Below are 23,056 nucleotides of genomic sequence, written 5' to 3'. Positions count from 1 at the left end.
TAAAACGATTCGTGCAAACGAGTCGAGGGGGCGACTATGACCAGGAACGACCCGCCGAAGGCAGGCACTCGCGGTGGGCTGGCGGACAAGCGCAGGGCGATCCTCGCCGGTGCCTTCACCGTGTTCGCACGGGACGGCTATACCCGCGCGAGCATCGACGCGATCTCGACCGAGGCCGGCGTGTCCACCCGCACCATCTACAACCACTTCCGGGACAAGACGGAGCTGTTCGAGACCGTGATCCAGCAGAGCGCCGCCGAGGTGGCGCGGGCGCAGATCGCCATCATCGAACGCGAGCTGCGCAAGATCACCGACCTGGAGGCCGACCTCATCGCCTTCGGCACGGCCTGGCTGACCCCGACCCCTGACCACGCCGAGCATGAGGCCCTGGTACGGCAGATCAACGCCGACACGGAGCACATCCCGCGGGCCGTGCTCGAGACCTGGCAGCGAACCGGGCCGCTGCGGGTCCGCAAGGAGCTCGCAGGCCGCTTCCGCGAACTGGCCGAGGACGGGCTGCTGCGCATCCCGGACGCCGACCGGGCGGCACGGCACTTCGCGCTGCTCATCTCCGAGGGCGACGTCGCGGGCAGGCACGGGCGGCAGGAGGAGGAGATCGCCGAGACGGTAGCCGCGGGCGTGCGGGCGTTCCTTTATGGCTACCGGGCCTGAGTTACGGCCCTTTGTGGCTACCGGGCACTGAGTTACGGCGGCGGCAGCACGCCGCACAGTGCCTCGATCGCCGCGGGGTAACCGTGCTCGGGCGGGGTGGCGTAGCCGACGACGAGCCCCTCGGCGGCTGGCATGGTGGCCTCCGGATGCCGGAAGGGAGCCAGGCCGTCCACGGCGAGGCCCTGCCAGCCTGCCGCGTCCAGGATCGAGCGCTCGGTACCCGGCCGGAGCCGGAGCACCGCGTGCAGCCCGGCCGCGATGCCGGTGGGCACGATATGGGGCGCCCGCAGGGCGAGCAGGTCCACCAGCTGGTCCCGGCGACGCCGGTAGCGCTGGCGCATCCGCCGGACATGCCGGTCGTACGCGCCGGACTCGATCAGGTCGGCGAGGGTCAGCTGGTCGGCGACACCGACCCAGCCCTCCCGCTCCCCCTTGACCCGCAGCACCGTGTCCACCAGGTGCTCGGGCAGCACCATCCAGCCAAGGCGCACCGCGGGCGAGAGGCTCTTGCTGACCGAACCGAGGTACACCACCCGGTCGGGGTCCAGCCCCTGCACCGCGCCGACCGGCTGGCGGTCGTAGCGGAACTCCCCGTCGTAGTCGTCCTCCAGCAGCAGGCCGTCCCTGGCACCCGCCCACTCCACCACCGCGGAGCGCCGCTGCGGATGCAGCGGACCCCCGGTCGGGAACTGGTGAGCCGGGGTGAGCAGCACGGTCCGGACCTCGCGCAGCCCGGTGAGTTCCGCCACGGCCGCACCGTGCTCGTCCAGGGTCAGCGGGATCGTGCGCACCCCGGCTTCGGCCAGCAGCGACCGGTGGAAGTCCAGGCCGTAGGACTCCACCGCCAGCGGGCCACCCAGCACCCCGCCGCCGAACAGCAACCGCAGCGCGTGCGCGAACCCGGCACAGATCACGATCCGCTCGGGTTCGGTGCGCACCCCGCGCACCCGGGCAAGGTAGCCGGCCAGCGCGCGGCGCAGCTCGGGGCGACCGCGCGGGTCCCCCGGCCCGAACGCCTCGGTCGGCGCGGCGAGCAGCGCGCGACGGGCGGAGGCCAGCCAGTCGGTGCGCGGGAAGGAGGCGGCATCCGGCTGGCCCTGCCGCAGATCGTGGGTGAGTCGCGGCCCCGCTCGTGCCCGGCTCCTGCCGGCAGGCAACGGCTCCGCGCGGATGGCCACCGCGGTCCCCGATCCCTGGCGCGCCGTGAGCCAGCCCTCGGCGACCAGCTCGGCGTAGGCGTCGGCCACCGTGTTCCGAGCCAGGCCGAGGTCGGCGGCCAGCGAGCGGTAGGGCGGGAGGCGGGTGCCGGGAGCGAGCCGCCCGGTCCGGATCGCCTCCCGCAGAGCGCGGATCAGCGCGGCCCGGCGCCCGCCCTTTCCCGGCAGCTCGAGATGCAGGTCCCGGCCCACCCGCTCGGCCCAATTGACCCACGAATCCTCCATGGAAATGCACCATACAACCGGTCGATTCCAGCCGTAGCGTCGTGACCATGACGAACAACGGCATGCAACGAGTCAACATCACCAAGGCCGCCCCGAAGGCCTTCAAGGCGCTGATCGGTTTCGACGCCGCCGCGCGCGAGGGCCTCGACCCGGCGCTGGTGGAGCTGGTGCAGATCCGCGCATCGCAGCTCAACCACTGCGCCTACTGCCTGCACATGCACACCTCGGACGCCCGCAAGGCGGGCGCGGACGAGCAGCGCCTGCACATGGTGGCGGTCTGGCGGGAGGCCACCGGCTTCTTCACCGAGGAGGAGCAGGCGGCACTGGACCTGACCGAGGCCGTGACCAAGGTGTCGGTGGACGGGGTCCCTGATGAGGTCTACCGGCGGGCGGCAGCCTCGTTCGACGAGACCCGCCTCGCCACCCTGATCACGATGATCTGCACGATCAACACCTGGAACCGGATCGCGATCAGCACGGCCAAGGTGCCCGGCACCGACGAGCGGCCCGGCAGCGGGAGCGCGGCATGACACACACCATCGTCAATCCCGCAGAACTGCATGATCCGGTGCCGTTCGGGTACAGCCATCTCACCGAGGTTCCCGCGGGAAGGCTGGTGTTCGTCGCCGGGCAGTACGGCTCCGGCGCCGACGGCCAGGTCGTCTCGGCGGACTTCGCCACCCAGGTGCGGCAGGCCGTGGCCAACCTGGGTACCGCACTGGGCGCGGTCGGCCTCGGCTACCGGAACGTGGTCCGCCTCGGCACCTACGTGGTGGGGCACGACGCGGCCAAGCTGGAGACCATCACCGGAGTACTCGGCGAGATCTGGGGCGAGCGACCGCCCGCGCAGACCCTCATCGGCGTGGCCGCGCTCGCCCTTCCGGAGATGGCGTTCGAGATCGACGCCGTCGCCACCGGATGAGGAGCCACGGCCGATCCTGGAACAGACTCTCAGGAAACCGCCGGTAGCGTGATCCGCATGCTGGCCGCGCCACCGATCAGGCTCTACCTCGCCGTGGAGTACACGGTGCTGTTCTTCGGGTTGGTCGTGCTCTACACCCTGCTGTTCCAGGGCACCAGTCCGATTCCGGTGTTGCTCGTACTCGGCGCCGCCGTGGTCATGTACCTGCTGCGCTCGCCCGCATTCGACCGTTCCGCGTTGTGGCGGCCGGACGCGCTGCCCGGCCAGTTGCGGTCGATCGGCCTGCTCTGGGGAGTGACCGCGGTCGGCGCGGGCGCCGTGGTGGCGATCGCGCGTCCCGAGCTGCTGTTCACCCTGCCCCGGGAGGAACCGCTGACCTGGGCGCTGGTCATGGTGCTGTATCCGCTGGCCAGTGTGTACCCGCAGGAACTGATCTTCCGCGCGTTCCTGTTCCAGCGTTACGCCCCGGTGTTCGGCGAGGGGCACGGCATGGTGGGCGCGAGCGCGGCCGCGTTCGGGTTCGTGCACCTGCCGTTCGGCAACTGGATCGCGATCGTGCTTTCCCTTGCCGGCGGCTGGATCTTCGCCAGCAGGTACCGGCGGACCAGGTCGCTGTTCACGGTGTCCTTCGAGCACGCGCTGTACGGCATGCTCATCTTCACCATCGGGCTCGGCCTGTACTTCTACCACGGCGCCGTGCCCGGCTGAGTGGCACGGAGCGGGCCGGCACACGCCACCTTGACCTCTAGTCAGCTCGAGATTCCATGCTGGTCTCGGCACCAGGGGAACGGGCGGACAAGGAGCGTGAGCGGCATGCGGGCAGTGCAGGTGACCAGGTTCGGCGGACCGGAAGTGCTGGAGGTGCGCCAGGTTCCGGATGTGCGGGCCGGGCAGGGCCAGGTCGTGGTGCGGGTGGCCGTCGCCGACGTGCTGTTCCTGGACACCCAGCTCCGCTCGGGCTGGGGTGGCGAGCACTTCCCGCTGCACCCGCCTTATGTGCCGGGCGGCGGGGTGGCGGGCACGGTGCTGTCGGTCGGCCCGGATGTACCCGAAGACCTGGTGGGGCGCCGCGTGGTCACCATGACCGATGGCGGCGGGTACGCCGAGCGGGTCCTCGCCGACGCGGCCGGGCTGGTCGATGTTCCGGACGAGCTGAGCCTGCCGGACGCGGCGGCCCTGCTCCAGACCGGACCCGCCGCGCTCAGCCTGGTCGAGGCGGCAGCGCTGGAACCGGGCGAGTGGGTACTGGTCACCGCGGCCGGCGGCGGCCTCGGCCTGCTGCTGGTGCAACTGGCCCGCGCCGCGGGTGCCAGGGTCGTGGCGGCCGCGGGCGGGGCACGGAAACTGGATGCGGCCGGGCAGCTGGGCGCCGAGCTGACCGTGGACTACACCGAGCCGGACTGGACGGCGCGGGTCAGCGCGGCGACCGGGGGCCCACGGGTGGTGTTCGACGGGGTCGGCGGGGACCTCGGCGCGGCCGCCTTCAGCCTCGCCGCGCGGGGCGGCCGGATGTTCGCCTACGGTGTGCCCAGCGGCGGGTTCGCCGAGATCGACGCAGGGGAGGCACAGCGGCGCGAGATCACCGTGACCGGAATCGAGCAGGTGCAGTTCGCGCCCGCGGACGGCACCCGGCTGGCCGGGCAGGTGCTGCGGGCGGCCGCGCAGGGCAGGGTGACCCCGGTGATCGGGCGAACCTTCCCGCTGGAGCGGGCGGCCGAGGCACATGCCGCCATCGAGTCCAGGGAGGTCGTCGGACGAACCCTGCTGCTCGCCTGACCGCACTATCCACACAGGAGGGTGGAAAAGATGCCGAAAGCAGCCCGTTTCAGCCGTTACGGCGGCCCCGAGGTACTGACCGTCGAGGAGGTCCCGCTTCCCGAGCCGGGTCGGGGCCAGGTCCGGGTCGCGGTCGCCGCGGCCGGGGTGAACGCCATCGACTGGAAGATCCGAAGCGGATTCTTCGCGGGCTCCGATGCCCCGGATGAGCCACAGGGCACCGGGTTCGACCTGGCAGGGACGGTCGATGCGGTCGGCGAGGGAGTGCGCTCCCTGCGTCCGGGGACCGCCGTGTTCGGCAAGGCCGCGACCGGGGCCGTCGCCACGCACGCCCTCGCCGACGCCGACGGCCTGGTGGCCAAGCCGGACTGGCTGTCCTTCCCGCTGGCCGCGGGGCTGCCGGTGGTCGCCGAGACGGCCTACCGCACCCTGCGCGATCTCGGGCTGCGGGCGGGCCACACCCTGCTGATCCACGCCGTGTCGGGCGGGGTCGGGCTGGTGGCCGCGCAACTCGCGCTCAGCCGGGGCGCGACGGTGATCGGCACGGCCAGCAGGGGGCACCACGACTTCCTCACCGAACTCGGGGTGCGCCCGGTGGAGTACGGCGAGGGCCTGCTGGAGCGGGTACGCGGTGTCACGGACTCGGTGGACCTGGTGCTGGACGCCGCGGGCCGGGACGTGCTCGGCCTCTCCGTGGAGCTGACCGGGGACCCGGACAGGGTGCTCACGATCGCCGACGGCAACGCGGGGGCGCACGGGGTGCGTTTCTCCGGCGGTGGGCCGGATGCGGCCCCGCTGCCCGAGGTGTTCGCCGAGGTGCTGCCCATGCTGGAAAGCGGCGCGCTGCGGCTGCCGATCCAGCAGACCTTCCCGCTGGAACGGATCGCCGACGCGCACCGGCTCAGCGAGGACGGCCACGGGCGCGGCAAGATCGTCATCGAGGTGGGCTGACCCGCCGTTCCAGGTCGACCGGCACCCTCCCTGGATGGGCCGTTCTGGGGCGGTGCCGCCGACCTCGGGTGGGAGGTGCGTACGTCGTTTAACGGTTCAGGACTACTCCAAACGAATCAAGTCGGCACGATCGGCCGCCCGCGGGTGCTACGTTAAGTGTCAGTCCAGTTACCCAACAGCGGCGGCCGTGCGCTGCCCGGTCGTCGATGGAGCCTGAACTGCCAGGGGGCTTCGAGTGGATCTGCACGAGTCCTGGACCGCCCAAGCGCACCGCGCCGTCACCGAACTTCTCGCCGAATCGGCCGCCGATGCCTACGGATCGTTCTCCCCGTCGGTCTACGAGACGGCCAGGTTGATCTCACTGGCCCCCACGCTCCCCGCGCACAAGGACCGGATCGGGTTCGTACTCGACCGGCAGCGACCGGACGGCACCTGGGGCGGGCCGGACGACTACCGGTTCGTGCCCACGCTCAGCGCGATCGAGGCACTGCTGCGCGTACTGCACCGCAGGGAGATGCCGGGCGCTGGCGAGCGCATCGCCGCGGCGACAGCCCGGGGACTGGACGCGATGGACCGTGCCGCCCGAACCGGTGCGGGACCGTCCCTTCCGGACACGGTGGCGGTCGAGCTCATCGTGCCGGGGCTGATCATCGACATCAACCGGCTACTGGAAGCCCCGGCACCGGCGGAGTTGGCGGAATGGCACGGACACCGGCTGCCGATCCCGGCAGGCGCGCGGCCGGAGCTGCTCGGCTCCCTGCGCGAGGCGGTGCGGCACGGCCGCGAGCTGCCGGGCAAGCTCCTGCACTCACTGGAAATCATCGGCCCGCCTGCCAGGGGAGCCACCTTCGCCGGACCGACCGAGCACGGGGTCGGCTGCTCCCCCGCCGCCACCGCGGCATGGCTCGGCACGGAAACCGCCGTGCCGGGCGGGTCTCCCTGCCTTGCCTACCTGGAAGCCGTGCGGGGGCCGGAAGGCGCGGTACCGGTGGCCGCCCCGCTCGCACTGTTCGAACGCTCCTGGATACTGTCCACTTTGGCCAGTTCTGGACTGGGGCTCCCCGCGCACGGCGAGCCTGCCGATGCGGTGGACGCGGCACTGACGGAATCGGGAGCCGCGGGCGGAACCGGGCTCCCACCGGACGCCGACGACACCGCCACCGCCCTGTACGCGCTGGCCCTACTCGGCAGACCGCGGGAACCGGACAGCCTGTGGAAGTACCGCACGGGCAGGCACTTCCACTGCTTCCCGGCCGAACGCACACCCTCGACCACGGCGAACGCCCATGTGTTGCAGGCATTCGGCGCCTGGCTGGCCACCCACCCCGCGAGTCCGGCACGTTACGCCGATGCCCTGACCGGGCTGGTGGCCTGGTTGTGCGAGCAGCAGCGTCCCGACGGCAGCTGGGCCGACAAGTGGCACGCCTCCCCGTACTACGCCACCGCCTGCTGTGCCACCGCGCTGGCCGACTACGGCGGAGCCGCCGCACGGTCCGCGGTGCGCGGCGCGGTGGACTGGGTGCTGCTGAGCCAGCACGATGACGGCACCTGGGGGCGGTGGGGCGGCACCTACGAGGAGACCGCGTACGCGGTGAAGATCCTGCTGAACACCAGGGTCCCGCGCACCGGTGACGCGATCGCGCGGGCCGCCGCGCACGGTGCGCTCTCCCTGCTGCACTGGGACCAGGATGCCGAGCACCCTCCACTGTGGCATGACAAGGACCTGTACACGCCACTCCGGATCGTGCGCGCGGAAGCCCTTGCCGCCCTGCATCTCGCGCACACCGATCCGGCGGTCTCCGCGTTGCTGGCGGAGCCGGTGACCGGCCAGGAGTTCGAGCCCTCGTGAACCGCGCGGAGCTGCAGCTGGCGGTGCGCCCGCTGGCGTACCTGAACGCCATCGCGGACTCCCCCGACGGCATGGTGGAGCTGCGCCCCGGCACGGCTCCCCGCCTGCTGGTGTGGCATCCGGAGGTGCTGGAGGAGATCTTCCGGTCCGACCGGCGGCTGGCCCATCCCGGCAGCCGGAGCCTGACCCCGCTGCTGGGTCCTGGTTCGTTGCTGTGGGCGGACGGCGAACGGCATGCCGCCTACCGCAGGGTGCTCGGCCCGGCGTTGCGCGGCCGCGCCCTCACCGGACACCGGGAGATCATCGCAGGCCACCTGCGCGCAGCGATCGACGAGCTGCGCCCCGGCACGGTGGTCCCCCTCGCAGCGTGGACCCGGAAGCTCGCCCTGCGGATCATCGGGCGGATCGTGCTGGGTGCGCCAGAGCCGGGCATGCTGGCGGAGTTCGGCGGCTGGCTGCGGCGTGCCTTCGGCTCCCGCACCCGCGGCCTCGCCTACCGCTTCCTCGGCGTGCGGCTCCCCCGTTCCGGCCCGGACCTGGACCGGGCGCTGGTACGCGCGGCCAGGGCCGGACACGATGACGGTCAGGCCACGCTCGCCGCGCTGCTGCTGTCCGGGGACGGCCCGATCGGCGAGCTCGGTGAGGCCGAGCTGCGGGACCAGATCGTGTCCCTGCTGTTCGCCGGGCACGAGACCACCGCGACGGCGATGACCTGGACCCTGCTGTGGCTGGACCGCGACCGGCGGCTGCGGGAGGCGGTGCTGGCCGAACTGGCCGATGCCGATGCGGACGGATCGGATGCCACCCGGACACCACTGCTGCAGGCGGTGATCCAGGAGGTACTGCGGCTGACCCCCTCGACGGCCATCGGGGAGAACCGGATGCTCACCGAGGAGACCGAACTGGGCGGTCGCCGGTTCCCCGCGGGGACCGTCTGCACGTTGAGCATCTACCTGGCGCACCGCAGGCCGGAGGCGTTCGCCGCCCCGCGGCGGTTCGACCCCGGCCGGTTCCTCGGTACTCGCCCACCGCGGCACTACTTCCCGTTCGGTGGCGGCACCCGGCGCTGCCTCGGTAGCGGGCTGGCCCAGCTGGAGATCCGGATGCTGGTCGCGGAGCTGTTGCGGCGCAGGCACTGGCACTGCGTCAATCCCGGCGCCGGACGGGTCCGGATCCGCGGGAACCTGCTGACCCCCGACCCGGCGCTGCGGATGCGGGTGACCGGCGATCGTGGCTGAGAGCCGGGCCACGCGGCGAGTGGCGGTTCACGAGGTCGTCGCGGTGCACCGGCTCGGACACGGGCTCTGGCTCAGCTACCTGTGTTACGCGAGCTGGGGAGCCGCGTTCGCCGGTGCCGCCCTGCCGGGTCCTGCGCTGCCAGCGATCGGGGCCAACCTGCTGCTCACCACCGCCGGGATGGCCGTGAACACCGTGGCCGACACCGGCACCGACGCCAGGCACCGGCACAAGTTCCGGCAGGCCGGGGTGGCGCGGGCCGTGGGGAGGGCACGGATCCGGCGCTGGGCCACTGCCGAAGCGGTCGCCGGGCTGGCGCTGGCCCTTGCCGCCGCGGTCTGGTCCGGCCGGTGGCCGGTCGCCATGGCCGGGGTACTCATCCTCGGCCTGCACCTGCTGTACAACCTGGAACCGGTACGGCTCAAACGCCGCGGCTTCCTCGGCCCGGCAGCCTTCGGCTGCGCCACCATGGCGTTGCCGGTGGTGCTGTCCTTCGCCGCGGCCGGCGCGCGGTTCGACCCCGCGATGGGGCTGGTCGTGTTCGGACTCGGCGTACTGGGCACCGGCCGCACCGCCCTGTTCTCGGTGACCGACCGTGCCGCCGACGCGGCCACCGGCTTCCGCACCCCGGCCGTCCGATATGGCACGGGACGGGCGCTCGCCCTGTCCTGCGCGCTGTCCGGAGCCGGGGTGGCGCTGCTCGGCATCGGCCTGTGGTGGTGGCACGGCGCCCTGCTCGCGCTGGCCGGAATGCTCGGGACCGGGGCGTTCCTCGGCGGGACGCTGGCTCTGCTGCGTGATCCCACGGCGGTCCGCCGGATGATCCGCTACGCGCTGACCCCGGCCGTGCTCGGCAACCTGCTGCTGCTGGCGGCGGCGCTGGCCGTCCCCGGCGGCACCGGTGCCTAACCCGGCAGGCGCTTGTGGCCGAGGCCCACGTACACCCGGAACTCCTCCGGGTTGCGGTCGTCCAGGGCCACTTCCGTGGGCCGCCACAGTGGCAACGGCACGATACCGGGTTCCACCAGCTCGAGCCCGGCGAAGAACGGCCGGATCTGCTCGGGCTCGCGCAGGGTGACCGGAGGAGGGGTGCCGAACATCCGGTTGAACATCCCGAGACCGGTGACCAGTTGCTCGTCCGAGCCGAAGTGCGAGATTCCCAGGTAGCTACCCGGGCTCACCGCACCGACGTACCTGCCGACCAGCGCGGCCGGGTCCGCGGAGTCCGGTACGTGCTGCAGCAGGTTCGTCATCAACACCGCGGTGGGCTCACGCAGGTCGAGCAGACCGCGCAACGCCGACGATCCGAGTACCTGCACCGGGTCCAGCGGGTCGGCGTGCAGGAAACCGGCGCGCTCGTCCCCGGCGAGCAACCGCGCGCCGTCCCTGGCCACCTCGGTGTCGTGGTCCACATAGAGCACCCGGCTCTCCGGGATGCACTCCCGCGCGATCTCATGCACATTGCCCGCGGTGGGCAGCCGGGAACCGAGGTCGAGGAACTGCCGGATCCCCGCCGCGGTCAGATAGCGCACCATCCGGTCGACCTGCGCCTGCTGGGTGCGCAGCACGTAGGCCAGGTGCGGGGCGCACAGCAGGATGTGGTCGCCCGCGCGCCGGTCGGCCTCGGTGTGCTGCGAACCGCCGAGCCAGTAGTCGCAGATCCGGGCGATGGTCGCCTGACCAGCACCGTTCTCGCTCAGCGCCCCAGCGGCCGGCACCGCCATAGCTACGCCTCCTCGTCGCCGCGTGCGCACCGAACCCATCCGGCAACCCGATACCGGACCGAGATTCTAGTGCGGTGTGAAGTTCACGGCGACAGTGATCGACAGAGAGCGCAGTCACAGTGACCACTGGTAATCCCCGGACGACGAGACCCGCTACTCGGCGCGCAGCGCGTCCAGTTTGGTGACCTGGCGCAGCAACGGCAGGGTGAGCACGGTGACCAGCAGCACCGCCAGCACGGCCGCGGCGGACAGCCCGAGGATCGCCGTCGCGTCGATCGCGATGGGCACATCCGCCAGCCGCAAGCTGGGCAGGGTCAGGCCGATGCCCGCGGCGACCGCGAGGACCACGCCCACGCCCACCGGAATCGCCGTCTGCCACAGCGAGGCCCGGCCGAGCACCGACAGGGGCACCCCGGCCGCGGACAGTGCCGCCAGTGCGCGCCGCCGCTCGGTGATCTGCTCCACCGCGAGCATGAGCAGACTCAGCGCGGCCACCACGAGCACGAACAGGGAGGCGGTCAGCAGCGCCGCGCGGAAGTTCGCGATGCGCTCGTTCTCCACCTGGCTGAAGCTGGTGGACCTGGCGTAGCTGATGTCGGTGCGCAGCCCCAGCGGGCGCAGGGCCAGCGCCACCTGGTCGGCCAGTTCGGGAATGGTTCCCGTACCACCGACGTAGAGCATCAGCCTGGCGTCCGCGGGCATCGGGGTGTCCCCGAGCGCTCCCGGCGTGGCCAGCACGGTACCGCCCAGATACTTTTCCGCATGCCGCGGCGCGATCTCCCGGATCGGGCCGGGAATCGACCATTCGGCAGCGGAGCCCCGCTCGTCCTGGCCGAGGAACATCACGTTCCGCGGGGGCGGTCCGGGGCGGTAGTCGTACTGCTCGGGATACGGCACATAGAAGACATCGCCGTCCGAGCACGGGCCGAGCGTGGCCCTGGCCGCCAGTGCCGCGCAGTCGCCGATCTCCACCGTCGCCGCACTGCCCTGGCCCGGCGACTCACCCACGGTCGCCTGCCGGATCAGCCTGGTTCCGGTCACCTCGGCGACCTCGGCCAGCCGGGTGCGGACCTCCGGCAGGTCGTCCTGCTCGACCTGCACCCGCACCGGGCCCGGATTCTGCGCCAGCGGGCGCGCGGGGATCTCCTCGGCGCTGCCCACCGAGGCCAGCAGCCCCTGGATGAGGATGGTCCCGGCCAGTACCACCACGAGCCCGGACACCACCCGGCTCGGGGTACCGCTGTCCAGCTGTAGCCGCCGGACCGCGAACTGCCAGGAGGGCGAGCCGCCGCGCAGTGCCCGCACCAGCTTCTCCACCGCCCACGGCAGCACGGAAACGATTCCGAACAGCAGCAGCACGGTCCCCCCGACCAGCAGGAATGCGGCAAGGGAACCGCGGCTGCTCAGCGGGATGAACAGGGTGCAGGCGAGGGTCACCGCACCGGCCCCGGTGAGCAGCCAGCGCCACCACATCCGGCGCCGTGTCGTCCTGCCCTGGCGGACCACGCCCAACGGCTCGACGATGGTGCGGCGCAGGCCGAACAGCGCGGCGCCGACCGCGAGCGCGGGGACCAGCAACAGCACCAGCGCGCCGAGCACCGGGTTGGGGACGAAGTCCGCGGCGAAGAACCGCATCCCGAACAGCTCCAGCGAGCCGATCAGCGGCCGCAGCGCGAGGAACAGCCCGATCCCGGCCACCAGCCCGAGCATGGCCCCCAGCAGCGACTCGGCCGCCGCGACCCGGCGCACCTGCTTGGCGTCCAGCCCGAGCAGCCGCAGGCCGGCCAGCCGCCGGTCCCGTTGCGCCGCGCCCATCCGGGAGGCCGTGGTCACGAAGATGAGCAACGGCATCAGCAGGACCGCGGCAGCGGGCGCGACCAGCAGCAGGGTCGTCGCGGACATCTCCCCCGCGTCACTGGGCACGCCGAACCCGTACACCTCCTCCGGCGTCGCCTCGCCGAGCTGTTCCTCGAGCTCGGCAGGGGTGAACCCCTGGTACACAAGGAGGTCGCCGGGATCGACCAGCCCCGGCTTGCCGATCTGGCCGACCACCGTGCCGGGCAGCCTGGCCCGGATCGAGTCCCCTTCCGGGGTGGCCAGCCGGTTCGCCACCTCGGGGGACACCACCAGCTCGCCGGGGCCGGGAAGGCGCTCCAGTCCGGGCGGGACCGGAGCGGCGGGACCGGTCGGCGCCACCGCGAGCAGCTCGAGGTAGTCCTCGCCCACCTGCTTGCCCGTGCTGTGCCACCGCAACGGATCCACGCCCGGCCGCGTATCGGTGATCTCCTGCGTCGCTGCCACGCGGTCCCGGCGCTCCCCGGTCAGGTGGCCGATGGAGGTGGCCAGCAACAGCAGGGCCACCGCCAGCGCGATACCGACCGCGGTCATCGACAGCCGCAGCAAGGCCGCGCCGGAGATCCGGCCGCCCCCGACGGCCAGCCGGAGCCCCAGCGCGAAGTCCTTCAGCCCGCTCATCCCACCAGCTCCCGGTCGCTGACCGAGCCGTCGCGCACCACGATCTCCCGATCGGAGTAGGCCGCGACCCGTGGCTCGTGGGTAACCAGTACGACCGCGGCGCCGGTGTGCCGGGCGGCATCGGTGAGCAGGTGCAGCACCTTCTCCCCGTTGAGGGAGTCGAGCGCGCCGGTCGGCTCGTCCGCGAACACCACCCGCGGCCCGGTCACCAGCGCCCTGGCCACCGCCACCCGCTGGCCCTGCCCGCCGGAGACGTCGCCAGGCCGCTTGGCCGCGACCTCCTCCACCTCGAGCCGGGTCAGCCAGTACCGGGCCTCGGTCTCCGCCCGCTTGCGCCGCATCCCGGAGAGCCGCAGCGGCAGGGCCACGTTCTCCAGGCAGGTGAGCTCCGGAACGAGCTGGCCGAACTGGAAGACGAAGCCGAACTCGCTGCGGCGCAGGGCACTGCGCTCCCGGTCCGACAGGGCGGCAAGGTCGCGGCCCTGGTAACGGATCTCGCCGGAGTCCGGCGGCACGATCCCGGCCAGGCAGTGCAGCAGGGTCGACTTGCCGGAGCCGGAGGGGCCCATCACGGCGAGCATCTCGCCGGCGCCCACCGAGGCGGTGGCATCGCGCAGCGCGACGGTCTGCCCGAATGCCTTGGCAATGCCCTCGGCCACCAGCACCGGTTCGGAGCCCGCGGTATGCGCGGTGTTTTCCGCGCTGTTGCCCGGGTTCATGCCCGCACCGCCTGCGCCAGCTCGTCCAGCCGCGCGGTGGTCAGCTCCAGCCAGCGCAGGTCCGCCTCGAGATGGAACAGCGCGTGGTCGCAGATGAGCCGGTCGGCGAGGTCGCCTTCGTTCTTGCGCCGGGTGAGGGTGCGCATCAGCTTCAGGTGCTCGGCCCGCTGGGTGTCCAGCACGGCGGCGGCGCTGCGGCCGGACAGCAGCGCGAGCACCACCTTGGTGTAGAGCGTGTTCTGCAGGTACGGCTCCGGGCTCTCCGGGGCCGTCAGCCACTTCTCGACGTCGGTGACCCCGGCGTCGGTGATGGTGTAGCGCTTGCGCTCCGGCCCGTCACCGTGCTCGACGCCGGACACCTCGATCATCCCGTTGCGCAGCAACCGGGACAGCGTGGAGTACACCTGCCCGTAAGCCAGCGGCTTGTCGTGGCCGAACTGCACGTCATAGGCGCGCTTCAGGTCGTATCCGTGCCGGGGCCCCGGTTCCAGCAGGCCCAGCAGGACGTGTGCGACGGACACCTCGTCCTCCCCTTCCCGCGAAGCACTAGACTTCGCATGTATACGTAGAGAGTATACCTACGAAGAATAGTCCGCCACGCGGGGTCGCCGGGGAGGTCGAGACGCTGGTCAGACCTTATGCAGTCCGCGCTCCCCCGCCCGCACCTCGAAACTGGCGTCGGTGCCGATGGTGACCTTCGCCGGATCCCGCTCCAGCGCGTCGGAAACCACCCGGAAGTCCGCGCGCAGCTGCTCGGGGGTGGCGGTGACCCGCACGTAACCCCGCTCGCCCTTGTAGTACCGGATGTGCGGGTTGTTCGAGTACCAGGTGTCGCTGGGCGGGGTGACCCCGGCGCTGCTGGTGCTCGCCGAGGTGCTGACCAGCTCGGAGCCGACGATCGGGTCGCTGTGGTCGAAGTAGTCCTTGCGCAGGTCCGCGGCCCAGTGCCGGTGCACGTCCCCGGTCAGCACGATCGGGTTGGGTACACCCCGGTCGATCCAGCCCTGGGTGATCCGGTCCCGCGAGCCGAGGTAGCCGTCCCATGCGTCGGAGGAACGGTCGCAGGTCGCGCTGCGGCCGTCGGTGTCCCGTTGTGCGAAGAACACCTGCTGGCCGAGGAAGTCCCAGGTGGCTGGGTGGGACTCGAAGGCGTTCAGCAGCCACTGCTCCTGCGCGCTTCCGGTGAGCGTGCGGCTGCGGTCGCGCATCACCGAGCAGTCGTGCCTGCCCGCCTGCTTGCTGCGGTACTGCCGGGTGTCGAGCATGTGGAACCGGGCGAGGTTGCCCCAGAGGAACTGGCGGTACAGCTGGATACTTGCGCCGTTCGGCTTGGCACTGGAGCGGATCGGGTTGTTCTCGTAGAACGCCTGGAAGGCGGCCGCCTTGCGGGCGTTGCTGGCCCGGTCGGTGGTGGAGTTCCAGTTGTTCACCACCTCGTGGTCGTCGAACACCACGAGCCAGGGTGCGGCGGCATGCGCGGCCTGCAGGTCGTAGTCCGTCTTGTGCTGGGCATGCCGGGCGCGGTAGAGCGCCAGCGTGGTCGTCTCCTCGGGAACGGCGAGCCCGCGCACCTTCTCCGCCGACCCGCGGCCGGAAGGTTTCTCGTAGATGTAGTCGCCGAGGAAGAGCACCAGGTCGGGGTTGTCCTCCGCCATTCCGCGGTGGGCGTGGTACCAGCCTTCCTCCCAGTGCTGGCAGGAGGTGAAGCAGTACTTGAGCTGGTTGACCGTGGCGCCCGCGGCGGGCGCGGTGCGGGTGCGGCCCGCGGGTGAGATGTGGCCACCGGCCCGGAACCGGTAGAAGTACTCCCGGCCCGCGTCCAGCCCGCGCGGCTCGACGTGCACGCTGTGGCCCTGCGCGCGGGCCGCGGCGACGGTGCCGCGCTGCACCACGGAACCGAAGTTCTCGTCGGTGGCGATCTCCCAGTCCACGTCGTAGCTGGCGTCGGGCATGCCGCCGAGGCCGTCCGGGTTCAGTGGCGCGGGGGCGAGCCGGGTCCACAGCACCACGCTGTCCGGGAGCGGATCGCCCGAGGCGACCCCGAGCTGGAACGGGTCCCGGATCGGTGGGGCGGCGGCACTCGTCCTGCTGCCGGCCCAGGACGGAACCCCGGACGGTAGGGCCATCGCGCCCGCCGCGCTCGCCAGCCCGCCGAGCAGCACCAGCCTGCGATTGACTGCGCTCATCGCTTTGTTCCTCCCCTGTGTCAGGCCGCGTAGTCGGTGATGCCGTTGCTGCAGGACTCGAAGCCCGTGCCGCCGGAGTAGTCCCGGACGCAGACCTTGTAGTAGACCCAGTCATCGGGCTGAAGGTCGATCGCCTGCTCGGTGCTGGTGCCGCTGCCGCCCGAGTGCCGCACGACGAGCGGGCCGACCCCGCCAGCCAGCCAGTACTGGACCACCGCCGACTTCCCGTCCGGTGAGCGGTCCCAGACCACGAAGGTCGCGTCCTCGGAGCGGAACAAGCCCTCCCCAGCGCAACCCCCGGTGGAGCACTCCGCGCTGCCGGTGCCCACCCCGCAACTCGGCGCGATCTGCCCGTCCGAGCCGGTATACATGTAGGCGTCCGAGACGTAGCCGCCCAGCGAGGGCACGTAGTCCCAGAGCGTCGTGGTGCCCAGCTCGCCACTGATCCGGGTACCGTGCGTCTGGCAGTCGATGGTTACCTTGGTGCCGTTGTCCACCGAACCCACCACGGTGGACGTGGTGGTGGGCGCGCGGCGGACGTTCAGGGGGCCGCCCGCGGTGCGCACCGTGCCGTCGACGGACGCTCCCGCCGGAACGACCCCCGCCAGCACCAATCCAGTGACGGCGGCGAACACGGTCACCGTTCTGCCGGCGATGCGCCGGAACTGTGAACATGCCATGGCCGGATGGTCGACCGGCCGCGTACAAGACGCGTACAAAACCCGGTTGCCCAGCGACGTTCGTCAGTGCCGTAGCCACTGTGCCGGTGCGACCGACCTGGGCCCATCCCCGCGCGTGCGGGGAGCACGCCAGCGCCAGCACCCGGACGCGTCCTCGGCTGGGACCATCCCCGCGCGTGCGGGGAGCACGCCTCTCGGATCGCTTCGCGCCATCCCTGCTCGGGACCATCCCGCGCGTGCGGGGAGCACTCCCGGACGTGCGCGGTGTCGGTGCTGTCCAGGGGACCATCCCCGCGCGTGCGGGGAGCACATGCGTCGCTGGATCGCCAACGAGCGCGCCGACGGACCATCCCCGCGCGTGCGGGGAGCACATGGGCGACATCCGGAACTGGGTGAACGAGCAGGGACCATCCCCGCGCGTGCGGGGAGCACGTGGACTTCACTCTGCTTATGGATAACGGTGAGGGACCATCCCCGCGCGTGCGGGGAGCACTTCATGGTGGCCGCGGGATCCTCGCTGACCTCGGGACCATCCCCGCGCGTGCGGGGAGCACACGGTGCCCCGGCAGAGCGGTAAGACGACGATGGGACCATCCCCGCGCGTGCGGGGAGCACTCGGCGCAGTCCCGCTTGGGTAACCCGATCTCGGGACCATCCCCGCGCGTGCGGGGAGCACACCAGGTTCTCGGCCACCAGCTCGAGCACGGCGGGACCATCCCCGCGCGTGCGGGGAGCACACTAATTGACCTGGGACGATAGAAACCGAAACACTGTTTCTACTTCACTCTTCCGACGCAAGTCTAGCGCCTTGCCGCCCACGATCCGGCTGCTATGACTCGGCCTGTGCACGGGGAGTGCCGCCGAACAGCTGCCAGTCACGGCGCAGGGCCGGACCATCCCAGCGTGCGGGGAGCACCCACGCCACTCCCAACGTTCGGCAGTTCGGAGGTTCAAGACTTCGGATATTCGCTGGTCACAGATTCTTGTAGATCTCGCGGCGGTGGCCAAGGTCCACGACGAGCACGAGCAGCTGATCGTCTTTCACCTGGTACACGATGCGATAGTCACCTGCCCGGATACGGTATGCATCCGGAACGCCCTGCAGCGCGATCACGCCCGGCGGTCGCGGCGCATCCTTGAGCCCGTCGATCGCGGTTTGGATGCGCCGACGCACTGGCTTGTCGAGCTTGCGCAACGCCTTCAACGCGGTAGGGGTGATCCGGATCTGGTAGCTCACTCGCTGGTGTCCCCGGCCTCCAGCAATGCCAGGGCTTCATCCCACGACACCGTGGGCTCGGCCTTCTCCAGCACCGCGGCCGCGCGCTGCGACCAGTAGGCGTCCTCAAGCTCCGCCAGACGCTCCGCCACGTCGGCAGGCACGAGCGCACCGACGCGGCGCCCGTAGCGGGTCAGGAACACAGTGCCGCCGTCTCGCACCTGGGTGTCGAGCAGTTCGGGTAGCTGACCCCGAGCGTCGGTCACGTTCACGTCCATGTCGTCGGCATGAGCAGCAGACATGTACTTAATGTACATCATGTACAGCTCTGCCGGCCAGCGTTCAAGCCCGGACAGCCAGACTCCCGGACACGTGACCCGGGAAGCTGGCCGTTCCCGGCTCAGTACTACTGCTCGTGAAGCATCACGTCGTTGTAGTGCTTGCTGACGCTCAGCGTGTGCTCCAGACCAGGCTCGGACCATCCCCGCGCGTGCGGGGAGCACGGCACCGTCGTCGGGACCAACACGGGGAACTACGGACCATCCCCGCGCGTGCGGGGAGCACTTTTCGTTCGCCGGGCCGTCCCATTCGCCTTCCGGACCATCCCCGCGCGTGCGGGGAGCACACGGCGCCGCAGCTCGTGTTCGTACCGGCGCCGGGACCATCCCCGCGCGTGCGGGGAGCACCTTCGCCCCCGCCTTCCCGAGGTCAGCGGCGAGGGACCATCCCCGCGCGTGCGGGGAGCACTCCAGCTTTCGTGGTCGGTCCCTAGGAAGAGGGTTAGGACCATCCCCGCGCGTGCGGGGAGCACTTGAGTTCAACCCGGCTCTTGTCCATATCGGCGGGACCATCCCCGCGCGTGCGGGGAGCACCCCGTCGTGCGCGCCGTTAGCGACAGGTACGGGGGACCATCCCCGCGCGTGCGGGGAGCACACTAATTGACCTGGGACGATAGAAACCGAAACGCTGTTTCTGCTTCACTCTTCCGACGCAAGTTTAGCGGCTCTCCGCCCGCACCTGGCTGAGCACGACACGGGACGACCACACCGCCCACGCGAGAGGCATTCCGCTCCGTATCGGCGGAAGCCGACCACGCCGGAGTATCGCGGTGACACCGGGAACGGCCGACGAGCTGAGTCGCATACACATGGACCCCTCGGTCATGTTCACCCGGTCAGGTAGTGACTACCCTGGTGGTGCGCCTCTTCGCGGACGGAAGCCCCAGTCGACGGGCCGGGGGCACGCGAAAAGGTCTACTCTGCGAGGTAGGTGTCTGCGATGGATTCAGACCTTGGTCGTCGCTTGCGGGAAATCCGCTCATGGCGACAACTCACGCTCCGTGCCACAGCAGAGTTATCCGGTCTATCCTACGGCTATCTGGGCGAACTGGAGCGTGGCGAGAAGCCGATCAACAACCGGCGTGTACTCGAAAACCTGGCGAACACGCTCCGCGTCGCCCCGACCGAGCTAACCGGCGCACCGTACGCCCCGAGCCAAGCTGCGGACAACGACGCGCATGCCGCTTTACGCCATGTCGAAGTTGCCCTGTCGTCGTTGGACCTGGGCCTTGACCCGGGTATCCAGGCGGCACCTTGGCCGCAACTGGCCGAGAAGGTCGAGCATCTGAACACCGTGCTACGGGTGGAGGCCGACTACGCCCGTCAAGGCGAACTGGTACCCGAACTCCTGACCCATCTGCACGCGGCTTATTGCCAGCAGCCGGAGCACCGGCGCGCGGTCCTGGTCGGGCTGATCCACACGTACCACTCGGCGGCCGTGCTCACGAAGAACCTTGGCCTCCGGGGTTTCCCGGTCGTCGCCGCGCGGCAGGCCGAACAGTGTGCGCAAGAACTGGACACGCCCGACTGGCTCGGGTTCTCGGCATGGTTGCGCGGCCACGCGACAGGTAGCCACGGGCGCCAGCACCAATACACCACGAGCGTGCGGGCCATCGACCAACTCACCAAGCTTGACGACGCGAATGTGTCGCAGGCTGCCGGGATGCTCCATCTGAATGCCGCGCTCGCGGCAGCAACGGAGGGCGATGCTGAAACCAGTGCGCAGCACCTGGACGAGGCCGCCGTGTTGGCGGAAAGACTCCCTGCTGAGCGCGAGAACTTCGGGTTTCTCCACTTCGGCCCGGACAACGTGGGTGTGTGGCGGGTCAGCCTCGCCACGGAACTCGATGAGGGGCCGAAGGTCGCCGAGTTGGCGCGCGGAGTGCGGCCGGAGGCCCTTCCGGCGAAGGCACGGCAAGGCATGTTCTGGGCCGACCTCGGCCGCGCGCTAGTCGCGGACCGCAAGACCCGTGACCAGGGCGTGGCCGCGCTCATGCGAGCCGAGAAGGTGGCGCCTCAGCGAATCCGGAACAACGTCTTCGTACGCGAAACCGTCGCCGACCTACTCCGGCAGGCGCGACGCGACGCTGGCGGTCGTGAGCTGCGTGGCCTGGCGTGGCGGATGGGTGTAGCCCCATCCGGGTGAATCCGGGACCGTGTGCGCAACCAGCGCACAATCGTTGAGGTATCGCTCTTAGCGTCCGTGTCGTGACGGACGGCGACTGGCTTCCTGGTGGGTGGCTCGCCTGGCAGGGCGAGCTGCACTACATCACCGGTTACTCCCGTGGGTGGGAGAACGGTGGGTTCCGGGCGATCATCGCGTGCCTCAACCAACGGATCGTGTATACCGACCTGCTGGCCGAGGACCCACCGAAATGCGCGGAGTGCGTGGCCCACCACCAGCGGCGGCAGGCCGAACTGGCCACGAAACCACCAGTGCGTCGTGGCTGGGGCGGATGGCAAGGGACCACCCCATGACACGCCACCACCCACCGCCACCGCAGTTCATGCAGTTGCGTGTGCCGGAAGCGGAGGCGCGGCAGTGGCCACGGCTCACACGGGAAGCGCGCAGGTGCTGGTACTGCCAGACCACCTACCCAACCTCCGGCCACGCCACCCAATGCGAACAGGTACACGAGAGCGAAACCGAGGCCCGACGCGCCCGCCGGTCGGCCCGGACCGCGCAGTGTTAGGACGCGGAGAGCGACGAGCGGTACTCGCGCTGGCCACCACCGCCGTGGCCCTGTCGCTGTTCATGGTCGTGACACTGGCATCCGGATGGTGGAACACCTGCTGAATTCTCCGGTCTGCTGCCGGTCCCCGCTTCCCTCGGTACCGGCAGCACGGGCTCCGGCGCGTCCTCCTTCACTCCCGCGCCGGAGCCCACCCCAACCCCCACGTGGGGTGCCGTCCCGTTGCTGGCCCACCGGAACGGCAAGCCCCGGGCGACTCCCCTCATCCTTGCCAGGACCGAGCCGCCCGGGGCTCCGAATTCCCGCCAACCGCAGTTCGACGTCGGTGAGCAGTGCCGCCGACAAGCAACCCCACGCATGCGGAAAGCACCTCCAACTCGGAGTGCGCAGCACTTACTACTTAAATACGCAGCGTTCACTACATCTAAATGTAGTAATTGCTGTGTTAGATGGTAGCGTTTGCTGTATGGACAGGATGGGAGCACTTGCGCTGCTTGCCGAGTACACGGCACAGCAGTGGGGACTGGTAACGACGGCTCAAGCCGTCCGGGCGGGCGTGGACACCGTGACCCTGACCCGCCTGGCGGACGCTGGCCACCTTCAGTCGGTCCGGCGCGGCGTCTATGCCCTGGATGCGGCACCGGAATCCCGCCTGCGCGAGGAACAGGCCGTGTGGCTGTGGCTGAACCCGTCGGTACCAGCATGGGAACGCCCAAAGCTAGATCCGGACGGCGGCGTGCTCTCCCACGCTTCCGCAACCATCGCGCACGATGTGGGTGACCTCGTCGCCGATACCGTCGAGCTGACGGTGCCCCGCCGACGCACCACGCGCGATCCCGCAGTGAAGCTGCACCGCGACGAGAAGCTCACCGACGACGATGTGGTTCTCATCGATGGCCTGCCCGTCACCAGCGCACGCAGGACCGTCCTGGACCTGCTTGCCCAACACACCGACGCCAGCCGCATCGCACAGGTCATTCGAGACGGCACGGAAAGCGACCGGCTCGACTTGGACGAGCTCTCGGTCGAAATCGGGCCGTACGCCCGCCGCTACGGGCTCAAGACTCGGGACGGCAGGCGACTCCTCGAACACCTCCTCGCCACGATCGATACGACCCCCGGCCAGCTCACACGACGTCCGATGAACCCCGCCGCGCCGATGCTGTCACCTGCGCGCCTCACCGCTCTTGCCCAGCTCGCAGCAGGGTCGACAGCTGCCGTCAGAGGTACGGAGCTGCAGCGCCTCCTGGCGAAGCTCGCGGCGAGCCCTTCATCCACCAAACTGGTCACCAGCGAATTCCAGGACCTCCTCGAGACCGTTCAAGGGGCGGAGATCATGAAGGCGCTCACGGACAGCCCGCTGACAAGACAGATCCGGGAACTCAACCACAACCTTGCCCAGGCCGTCGAGCGGGAGTACGGCCTGGGCGTCGTCCCAACGAACTCGGGTGACGCCGTCGGCGACGACAGGCCGGACCAGCGACGCGACCAGCACAACTCCGACGAGGACTCCTGATGCCGCGGCGGGGCCATCCCCGCGCATGCGGGGAGCACTGCCGGTATGGACTACTCCTGCGCCGTTGCATGGGACCATCCCCGCGCATGCGGGGAGCACCCGGGCGGGCACGACCCGGTGGCCGTGCTGCGCGGACCATCCCCGCGCATGCGGGGAGCACGCGCAGCCGTCCGGCGACGCTGGTGGGATCACGGGACCATCCCCGCGCATGCGGGGAGCACCATGCCTGTGGAGTCGGCGTATGTGGACAGTTGGGACCATCCCCGCGCATACGGGGAGCACGGCTGGCGGCGGGCCGAGGAGCCCGCGGGGAAGGGACCATCCCCGCGCATGCGGGGAGCACTTGCCCTGGCCGCACAGCGCGCCGAGCACGCCGGGACCATCCCCGCGCATGCGGGGAGCACCCGGTCGGGCTGACTTAGTGCGTTCGGGTGATGGGACCATCCCCGCGCATGCGGGGAGCACCGCCAGGACAGGGCATCCGCCACGGTGTGGCCGGGACCATCCCCGCGCATGCGGGGAGCACACTAATTGACCTGGGACGATAGAAACCGAAACACTGTTTCTGCTTCACTCTTGCGGTGCAAGTTTAGGCCGCCCGCGAGCCGGCTGGCTACGCCTCGGCCTCGCGTGCACGGGAGCACTCGTCCATGACCGCGCC

21 protein-coding genes and 3 CRISPR repeat arrays are annotated in these 23,056 nt (G+C 70.6%); of the genes, 12 read left to right on the top strand and 9 right to left on the bottom strand.

The annotated features are described in order from the left end of the window. The first annotated feature begins 36 nt into the window (after positions 1–36). On the top strand, positions 37–672 hold the full coding sequence (locus KOI47_RS09640; protein WP_216215645.1) for a TetR/AcrR family transcriptional regulator: 636 nt from the start codon (positions 37–39) through the stop codon (positions 670–672). 32 nt (positions 673–704) lie between these two features. Here KOI47_RS09640 and pdxR read toward each other — a convergent pair whose 3' ends face one another. Continuing rightward, on the bottom strand, positions 705–2,114 hold the full coding sequence (gene pdxR, locus KOI47_RS09635) for a MocR-like pyridoxine biosynthesis transcription factor PdxR (RefSeq protein ID WP_216215644.1): 1,410 nt from the start codon (positions 2,112–2,114) through the stop codon (positions 705–707). Between the two features lie 47 nt (positions 2,115–2,161). Here pdxR and KOI47_RS09630 point away from each other — a divergent pair, with 47 nt between their 5' ends. The 8 genes from KOI47_RS09630 to KOI47_RS09595 all read left to right on the top strand — a co-directional run bounded on the left by KOI47_RS09630 (position 2,162) and on the right by KOI47_RS09595 (position 9,757). Continuing rightward, positions 2,162–2,644 carry a carboxymuconolactone decarboxylase family protein gene (locus KOI47_RS09630; protein WP_216215643.1) on the top strand — a complete coding sequence of 161 codons (483 nt, stop codon included), beginning with the start codon at positions 2,162–2,164 and terminating at the stop codon, positions 2,642–2,644. Beyond that, entirely contained in the window at positions 2,641–3,036 is a 396-nt protein-coding gene (locus KOI47_RS09625) for a RidA family protein (protein WP_216215642.1), read from the top strand. Before KOI47_RS09630 ends, KOI47_RS09625 begins: the two co-directional genes overlap by 4 nt. A gap of 57 nt (positions 3,037–3,093) precedes the next feature. Beyond that, complete coding sequence (locus tag KOI47_RS09620) at positions 3,094–3,744, top strand: CPBP family intramembrane glutamic endopeptidase (RefSeq protein ID WP_216215641.1); 651 nt, start codon at positions 3,094–3,096, stop codon at positions 3,742–3,744. 105 nt (positions 3,745–3,849) lie between these two features. After that, positions 3,850–4,812 (top strand): zinc-binding dehydrogenase, encoded by a 963-nt coding sequence (locus KOI47_RS09615; protein ID WP_216215640.1) that lies wholly within the window; start codon positions 3,850–3,852, stop codon positions 4,810–4,812. A 30-nt stretch (positions 4,813–4,842) separates the two neighbouring features. Continuing rightward, positions 4,843–5,763, top strand: a complete 921-nt coding sequence (locus tag KOI47_RS09610) for an NADP-dependent oxidoreductase (RefSeq protein WP_216215639.1) — start codon at positions 4,843–4,845, stop codon at positions 5,761–5,763. Between the two features lie 235 nt (positions 5,764–5,998). After that, complete coding sequence (locus KOI47_RS09605; protein WP_216215638.1) at positions 5,999–7,612, top strand: prenyltransferase/squalene oxidase repeat-containing protein; 1,614 nt, start codon at positions 5,999–6,001, stop codon at positions 7,610–7,612. Then, positions 7,609–8,850, top strand: coding sequence for a cytochrome P450 (locus tag KOI47_RS09600; RefSeq protein ID WP_216215637.1), 1,242 nt, complete (start codon positions 7,609–7,611; stop codon positions 8,848–8,850). The genes KOI47_RS09605 and KOI47_RS09600 overlap by 4 nt, the downstream gene beginning before the upstream one ends. After that, positions 8,843–9,757 carry a UbiA prenyltransferase family protein gene (locus tag KOI47_RS09595; protein ID WP_232376645.1) on the top strand — a complete coding sequence of 305 codons (915 nt, stop codon included), beginning with the start codon at positions 8,843–8,845 and terminating at the stop codon, positions 9,755–9,757. Before KOI47_RS09600 ends, KOI47_RS09595 begins: the two co-directional genes overlap by 8 nt. Here the strand turns inward: KOI47_RS09595 and KOI47_RS09590 are convergent. The 8 genes from KOI47_RS09590 to KOI47_RS09555 all read right to left on the bottom strand — a co-directional run bounded on the left by KOI47_RS09590 (position 9,754) and on the right by KOI47_RS09555 (position 18,150). Then, positions 9,754–10,572, bottom strand: coding sequence for an SAM-dependent methyltransferase (locus KOI47_RS09590; RefSeq protein ID WP_216215636.1), 819 nt, complete (start codon positions 10,570–10,572; stop codon positions 9,754–9,756). The genes KOI47_RS09595 and KOI47_RS09590 overlap by 4 nt on opposite strands. A 153-nt stretch (positions 10,573–10,725) precedes the next feature. Next, positions 10,726–13,047 carry an FtsX-like permease family protein gene (locus tag KOI47_RS09585; protein WP_216215635.1) on the bottom strand — a complete coding sequence of 774 codons (2,322 nt, stop codon included), beginning with the start codon at positions 13,045–13,047 and terminating at the stop codon, positions 10,726–10,728. Beyond that, positions 13,044–13,766 carry an ABC transporter ATP-binding protein gene (locus KOI47_RS09580; RefSeq protein ID WP_216215634.1) on the bottom strand — a complete coding sequence of 241 codons (723 nt, stop codon included), beginning with the start codon at positions 13,764–13,766 and terminating at the stop codon, positions 13,044–13,046. The genes KOI47_RS09585 and KOI47_RS09580 overlap by 4 nt, the downstream gene beginning before the upstream one ends. Then, entirely contained in the window at positions 13,763–14,287 is a 525-nt protein-coding gene (locus KOI47_RS09575; protein ID WP_216215633.1) for a PadR family transcriptional regulator, read from the bottom strand. Before KOI47_RS09575 ends, KOI47_RS09580 begins: the two co-directional genes overlap by 4 nt. A gap of 108 nt (positions 14,288–14,395) precedes the next feature. Further along, complete coding sequence (locus tag KOI47_RS09570; RefSeq protein ID WP_216215632.1) at positions 14,396–15,952, bottom strand: alkaline phosphatase D family protein; 1,557 nt, start codon at positions 15,950–15,952, stop codon at positions 14,396–14,398. A gap of 20 nt (positions 15,953–15,972) precedes the next feature. After that, positions 15,973–16,632, bottom strand: a complete 660-nt coding sequence (locus KOI47_RS09565) for an SH3 domain-containing protein (protein ID WP_216215631.1) — start codon at positions 16,630–16,632, stop codon at positions 15,973–15,975. Positions 16,633–16,912: 280 nt separating this feature from the next. Further along, positions 16,913–17,369: a CRISPR direct-repeat array (repeat unit 29 nt; unit sequence GGGACCATCCCCGCGCGTGCGGGGAGCAC). 236 nt (positions 17,370–17,605) lie between these two features. After that, the gene (locus KOI47_RS09560; protein WP_216215630.1) at positions 17,606–17,869 is read right to left on the bottom strand and encodes a type II toxin-antitoxin system RelE family toxin; all 264 of its coding nucleotides are present in this window, start codon (positions 17,867–17,869) and stop codon (positions 17,606–17,608) included. Next, positions 17,866–18,150: a type II toxin-antitoxin system Phd/YefM family antitoxin gene (locus KOI47_RS09555; protein WP_216215629.1), complete on the bottom strand. Its 285-nt coding sequence runs from the start codon at positions 18,148–18,150 to the stop codon at positions 17,866–17,868. Before KOI47_RS09555 ends, KOI47_RS09560 begins: the two co-directional genes overlap by 4 nt. Positions 18,151–18,321: 171 nt before the next feature. Continuing rightward, positions 18,322–18,781: direct repeats of the CRISPR family, unit length 29 nt; unit sequence GGGACCATCCCCGCGCGTGCGGGGAGCAC. Positions 18,782–19,126: 345 nt separating this feature from the next. On the opposite strand from KOI47_RS09555, the gene KOI47_RS09550 reads away from it, so the two are divergent. The 3 genes from KOI47_RS09550 to KOI47_RS09540 all read left to right on the top strand — a co-directional run bounded on the left by KOI47_RS09550 (position 19,127) and on the right by KOI47_RS09540 (position 22,395). Next, positions 19,127–20,332 (top strand): helix-turn-helix domain-containing protein, encoded by a 1,206-nt coding sequence (locus KOI47_RS09550; RefSeq protein ID WP_216215628.1) that lies wholly within the window; start codon positions 19,127–19,129, stop codon positions 20,330–20,332. A gap of 62 nt (positions 20,333–20,394) precedes the next feature. Beyond that, positions 20,395–20,664 carry a hypothetical protein gene (locus tag KOI47_RS09545; RefSeq protein WP_216215627.1) on the top strand — a complete coding sequence of 90 codons (270 nt, stop codon included), beginning with the start codon at positions 20,395–20,397 and terminating at the stop codon, positions 20,662–20,664. Positions 20,665–21,345: 681 nt separating this feature from the next. Beyond that, positions 21,346–22,395: a type IV toxin-antitoxin system AbiEi family antitoxin domain-containing protein gene (locus KOI47_RS09540; RefSeq protein ID WP_216215626.1), complete on the top strand. Its 1,050-nt coding sequence runs from the start codon at positions 21,346–21,348 to the stop codon at positions 22,393–22,395. 10 nt (positions 22,396–22,405) lie between these two features. Then, positions 22,406–22,921: direct repeats of the CRISPR family, unit length 28 nt; unit sequence GGACCATCCCCGCGCATGCGGGGAGCAC. Positions 22,922–23,056 lie beyond the last annotated feature (135 nt).

This window comes from Amycolatopsis aidingensis, from assembly GCF_018885265.1.
Classification (GTDB): Bacteria; Actinomycetota; Actinomycetes; order Mycobacteriales; family Pseudonocardiaceae; genus Amycolatopsis; species Amycolatopsis aidingensis.
Note: the sequence above shows the minus strand (reverse complement) of the source record. Positions and strands in the feature narration are given on the sequence as shown.

Excerpts from the sequence above, each read along its gene's own strand:
- KOI47_RS09640 (WP_216215645.1), top strand. The coding sequence starts at position 37 with ATGACCAGGAACGACCCGCCGAAGGCAGGCACTCGCGGTGGGCTGGCG.
- pdxR (WP_216215644.1), bottom strand. The coding sequence starts at position 2,114 with ATGGAGGATTCGTGGGTCAATTGGGCCGAGCGGGTGGGCCGGGACCTG.
- KOI47_RS09630 (WP_216215643.1), top strand. The coding sequence starts at position 2,162 with ATGACGAACAACGGCATGCAACGAGTCAACATCACCAAGGCCGCCCCG.
- KOI47_RS09625 (WP_216215642.1), top strand. The coding sequence starts at position 2,641 with ATGACACACACCATCGTCAATCCCGCAGAACTGCATGATCCGGTGCCG.
- KOI47_RS09620 (WP_216215641.1), top strand. The coding sequence starts at position 3,094 with ATGCTGGCCGCGCCACCGATCAGGCTCTACCTCGCCGTGGAGTACACG.
- KOI47_RS09615 (WP_216215640.1), top strand. The coding sequence starts at position 3,850 with ATGCGGGCAGTGCAGGTGACCAGGTTCGGCGGACCGGAAGTGCTGGAG.
- KOI47_RS09610 (WP_216215639.1), top strand. The coding sequence starts at position 4,843 with ATGCCGAAAGCAGCCCGTTTCAGCCGTTACGGCGGCCCCGAGGTACTG.
- KOI47_RS09590 (WP_216215636.1), bottom strand. The coding sequence starts at position 10,572 with ATGGCGGTGCCGGCCGCTGGGGCGCTGAGCGAGAACGGTGCTGGTCAG.
- KOI47_RS09585 (WP_216215635.1), bottom strand. The coding sequence starts at position 13,047 with ATGAGCGGGCTGAAGGACTTCGCGCTGGGGCTCCGGCTGGCCGTCGGG.
- KOI47_RS09580 (WP_216215634.1), bottom strand. The coding sequence starts at position 13,766 with ATGAACCCGGGCAACAGCGCGGAAAACACCGCGCATACCGCGGGCTCC.
- KOI47_RS09570 (WP_216215632.1), bottom strand. The coding sequence starts at position 15,952 with ATGAGCGCAGTCAATCGCAGGCTGGTGCTGCTCGGCGGGCTGGCGAGC.
- KOI47_RS09565 (WP_216215631.1), bottom strand. The coding sequence starts at position 16,632 with ATGGCATGTTCACAGTTCCGGCGCATCGCCGGCAGAACGGTGACCGTG.
- KOI47_RS09555 (WP_216215629.1), bottom strand. The coding sequence starts at position 18,150 with ATGTCTGCTGCTCATGCCGACGACATGGACGTGAACGTGACCGACGCT.
- KOI47_RS09550 (WP_216215628.1), top strand. The coding sequence starts at position 19,127 with ATGGATTCAGACCTTGGTCGTCGCTTGCGGGAAATCCGCTCATGGCGA.
- KOI47_RS09540 (WP_216215626.1), top strand. The coding sequence starts at position 21,346 with ATGGACAGGATGGGAGCACTTGCGCTGCTTGCCGAGTACACGGCACAG.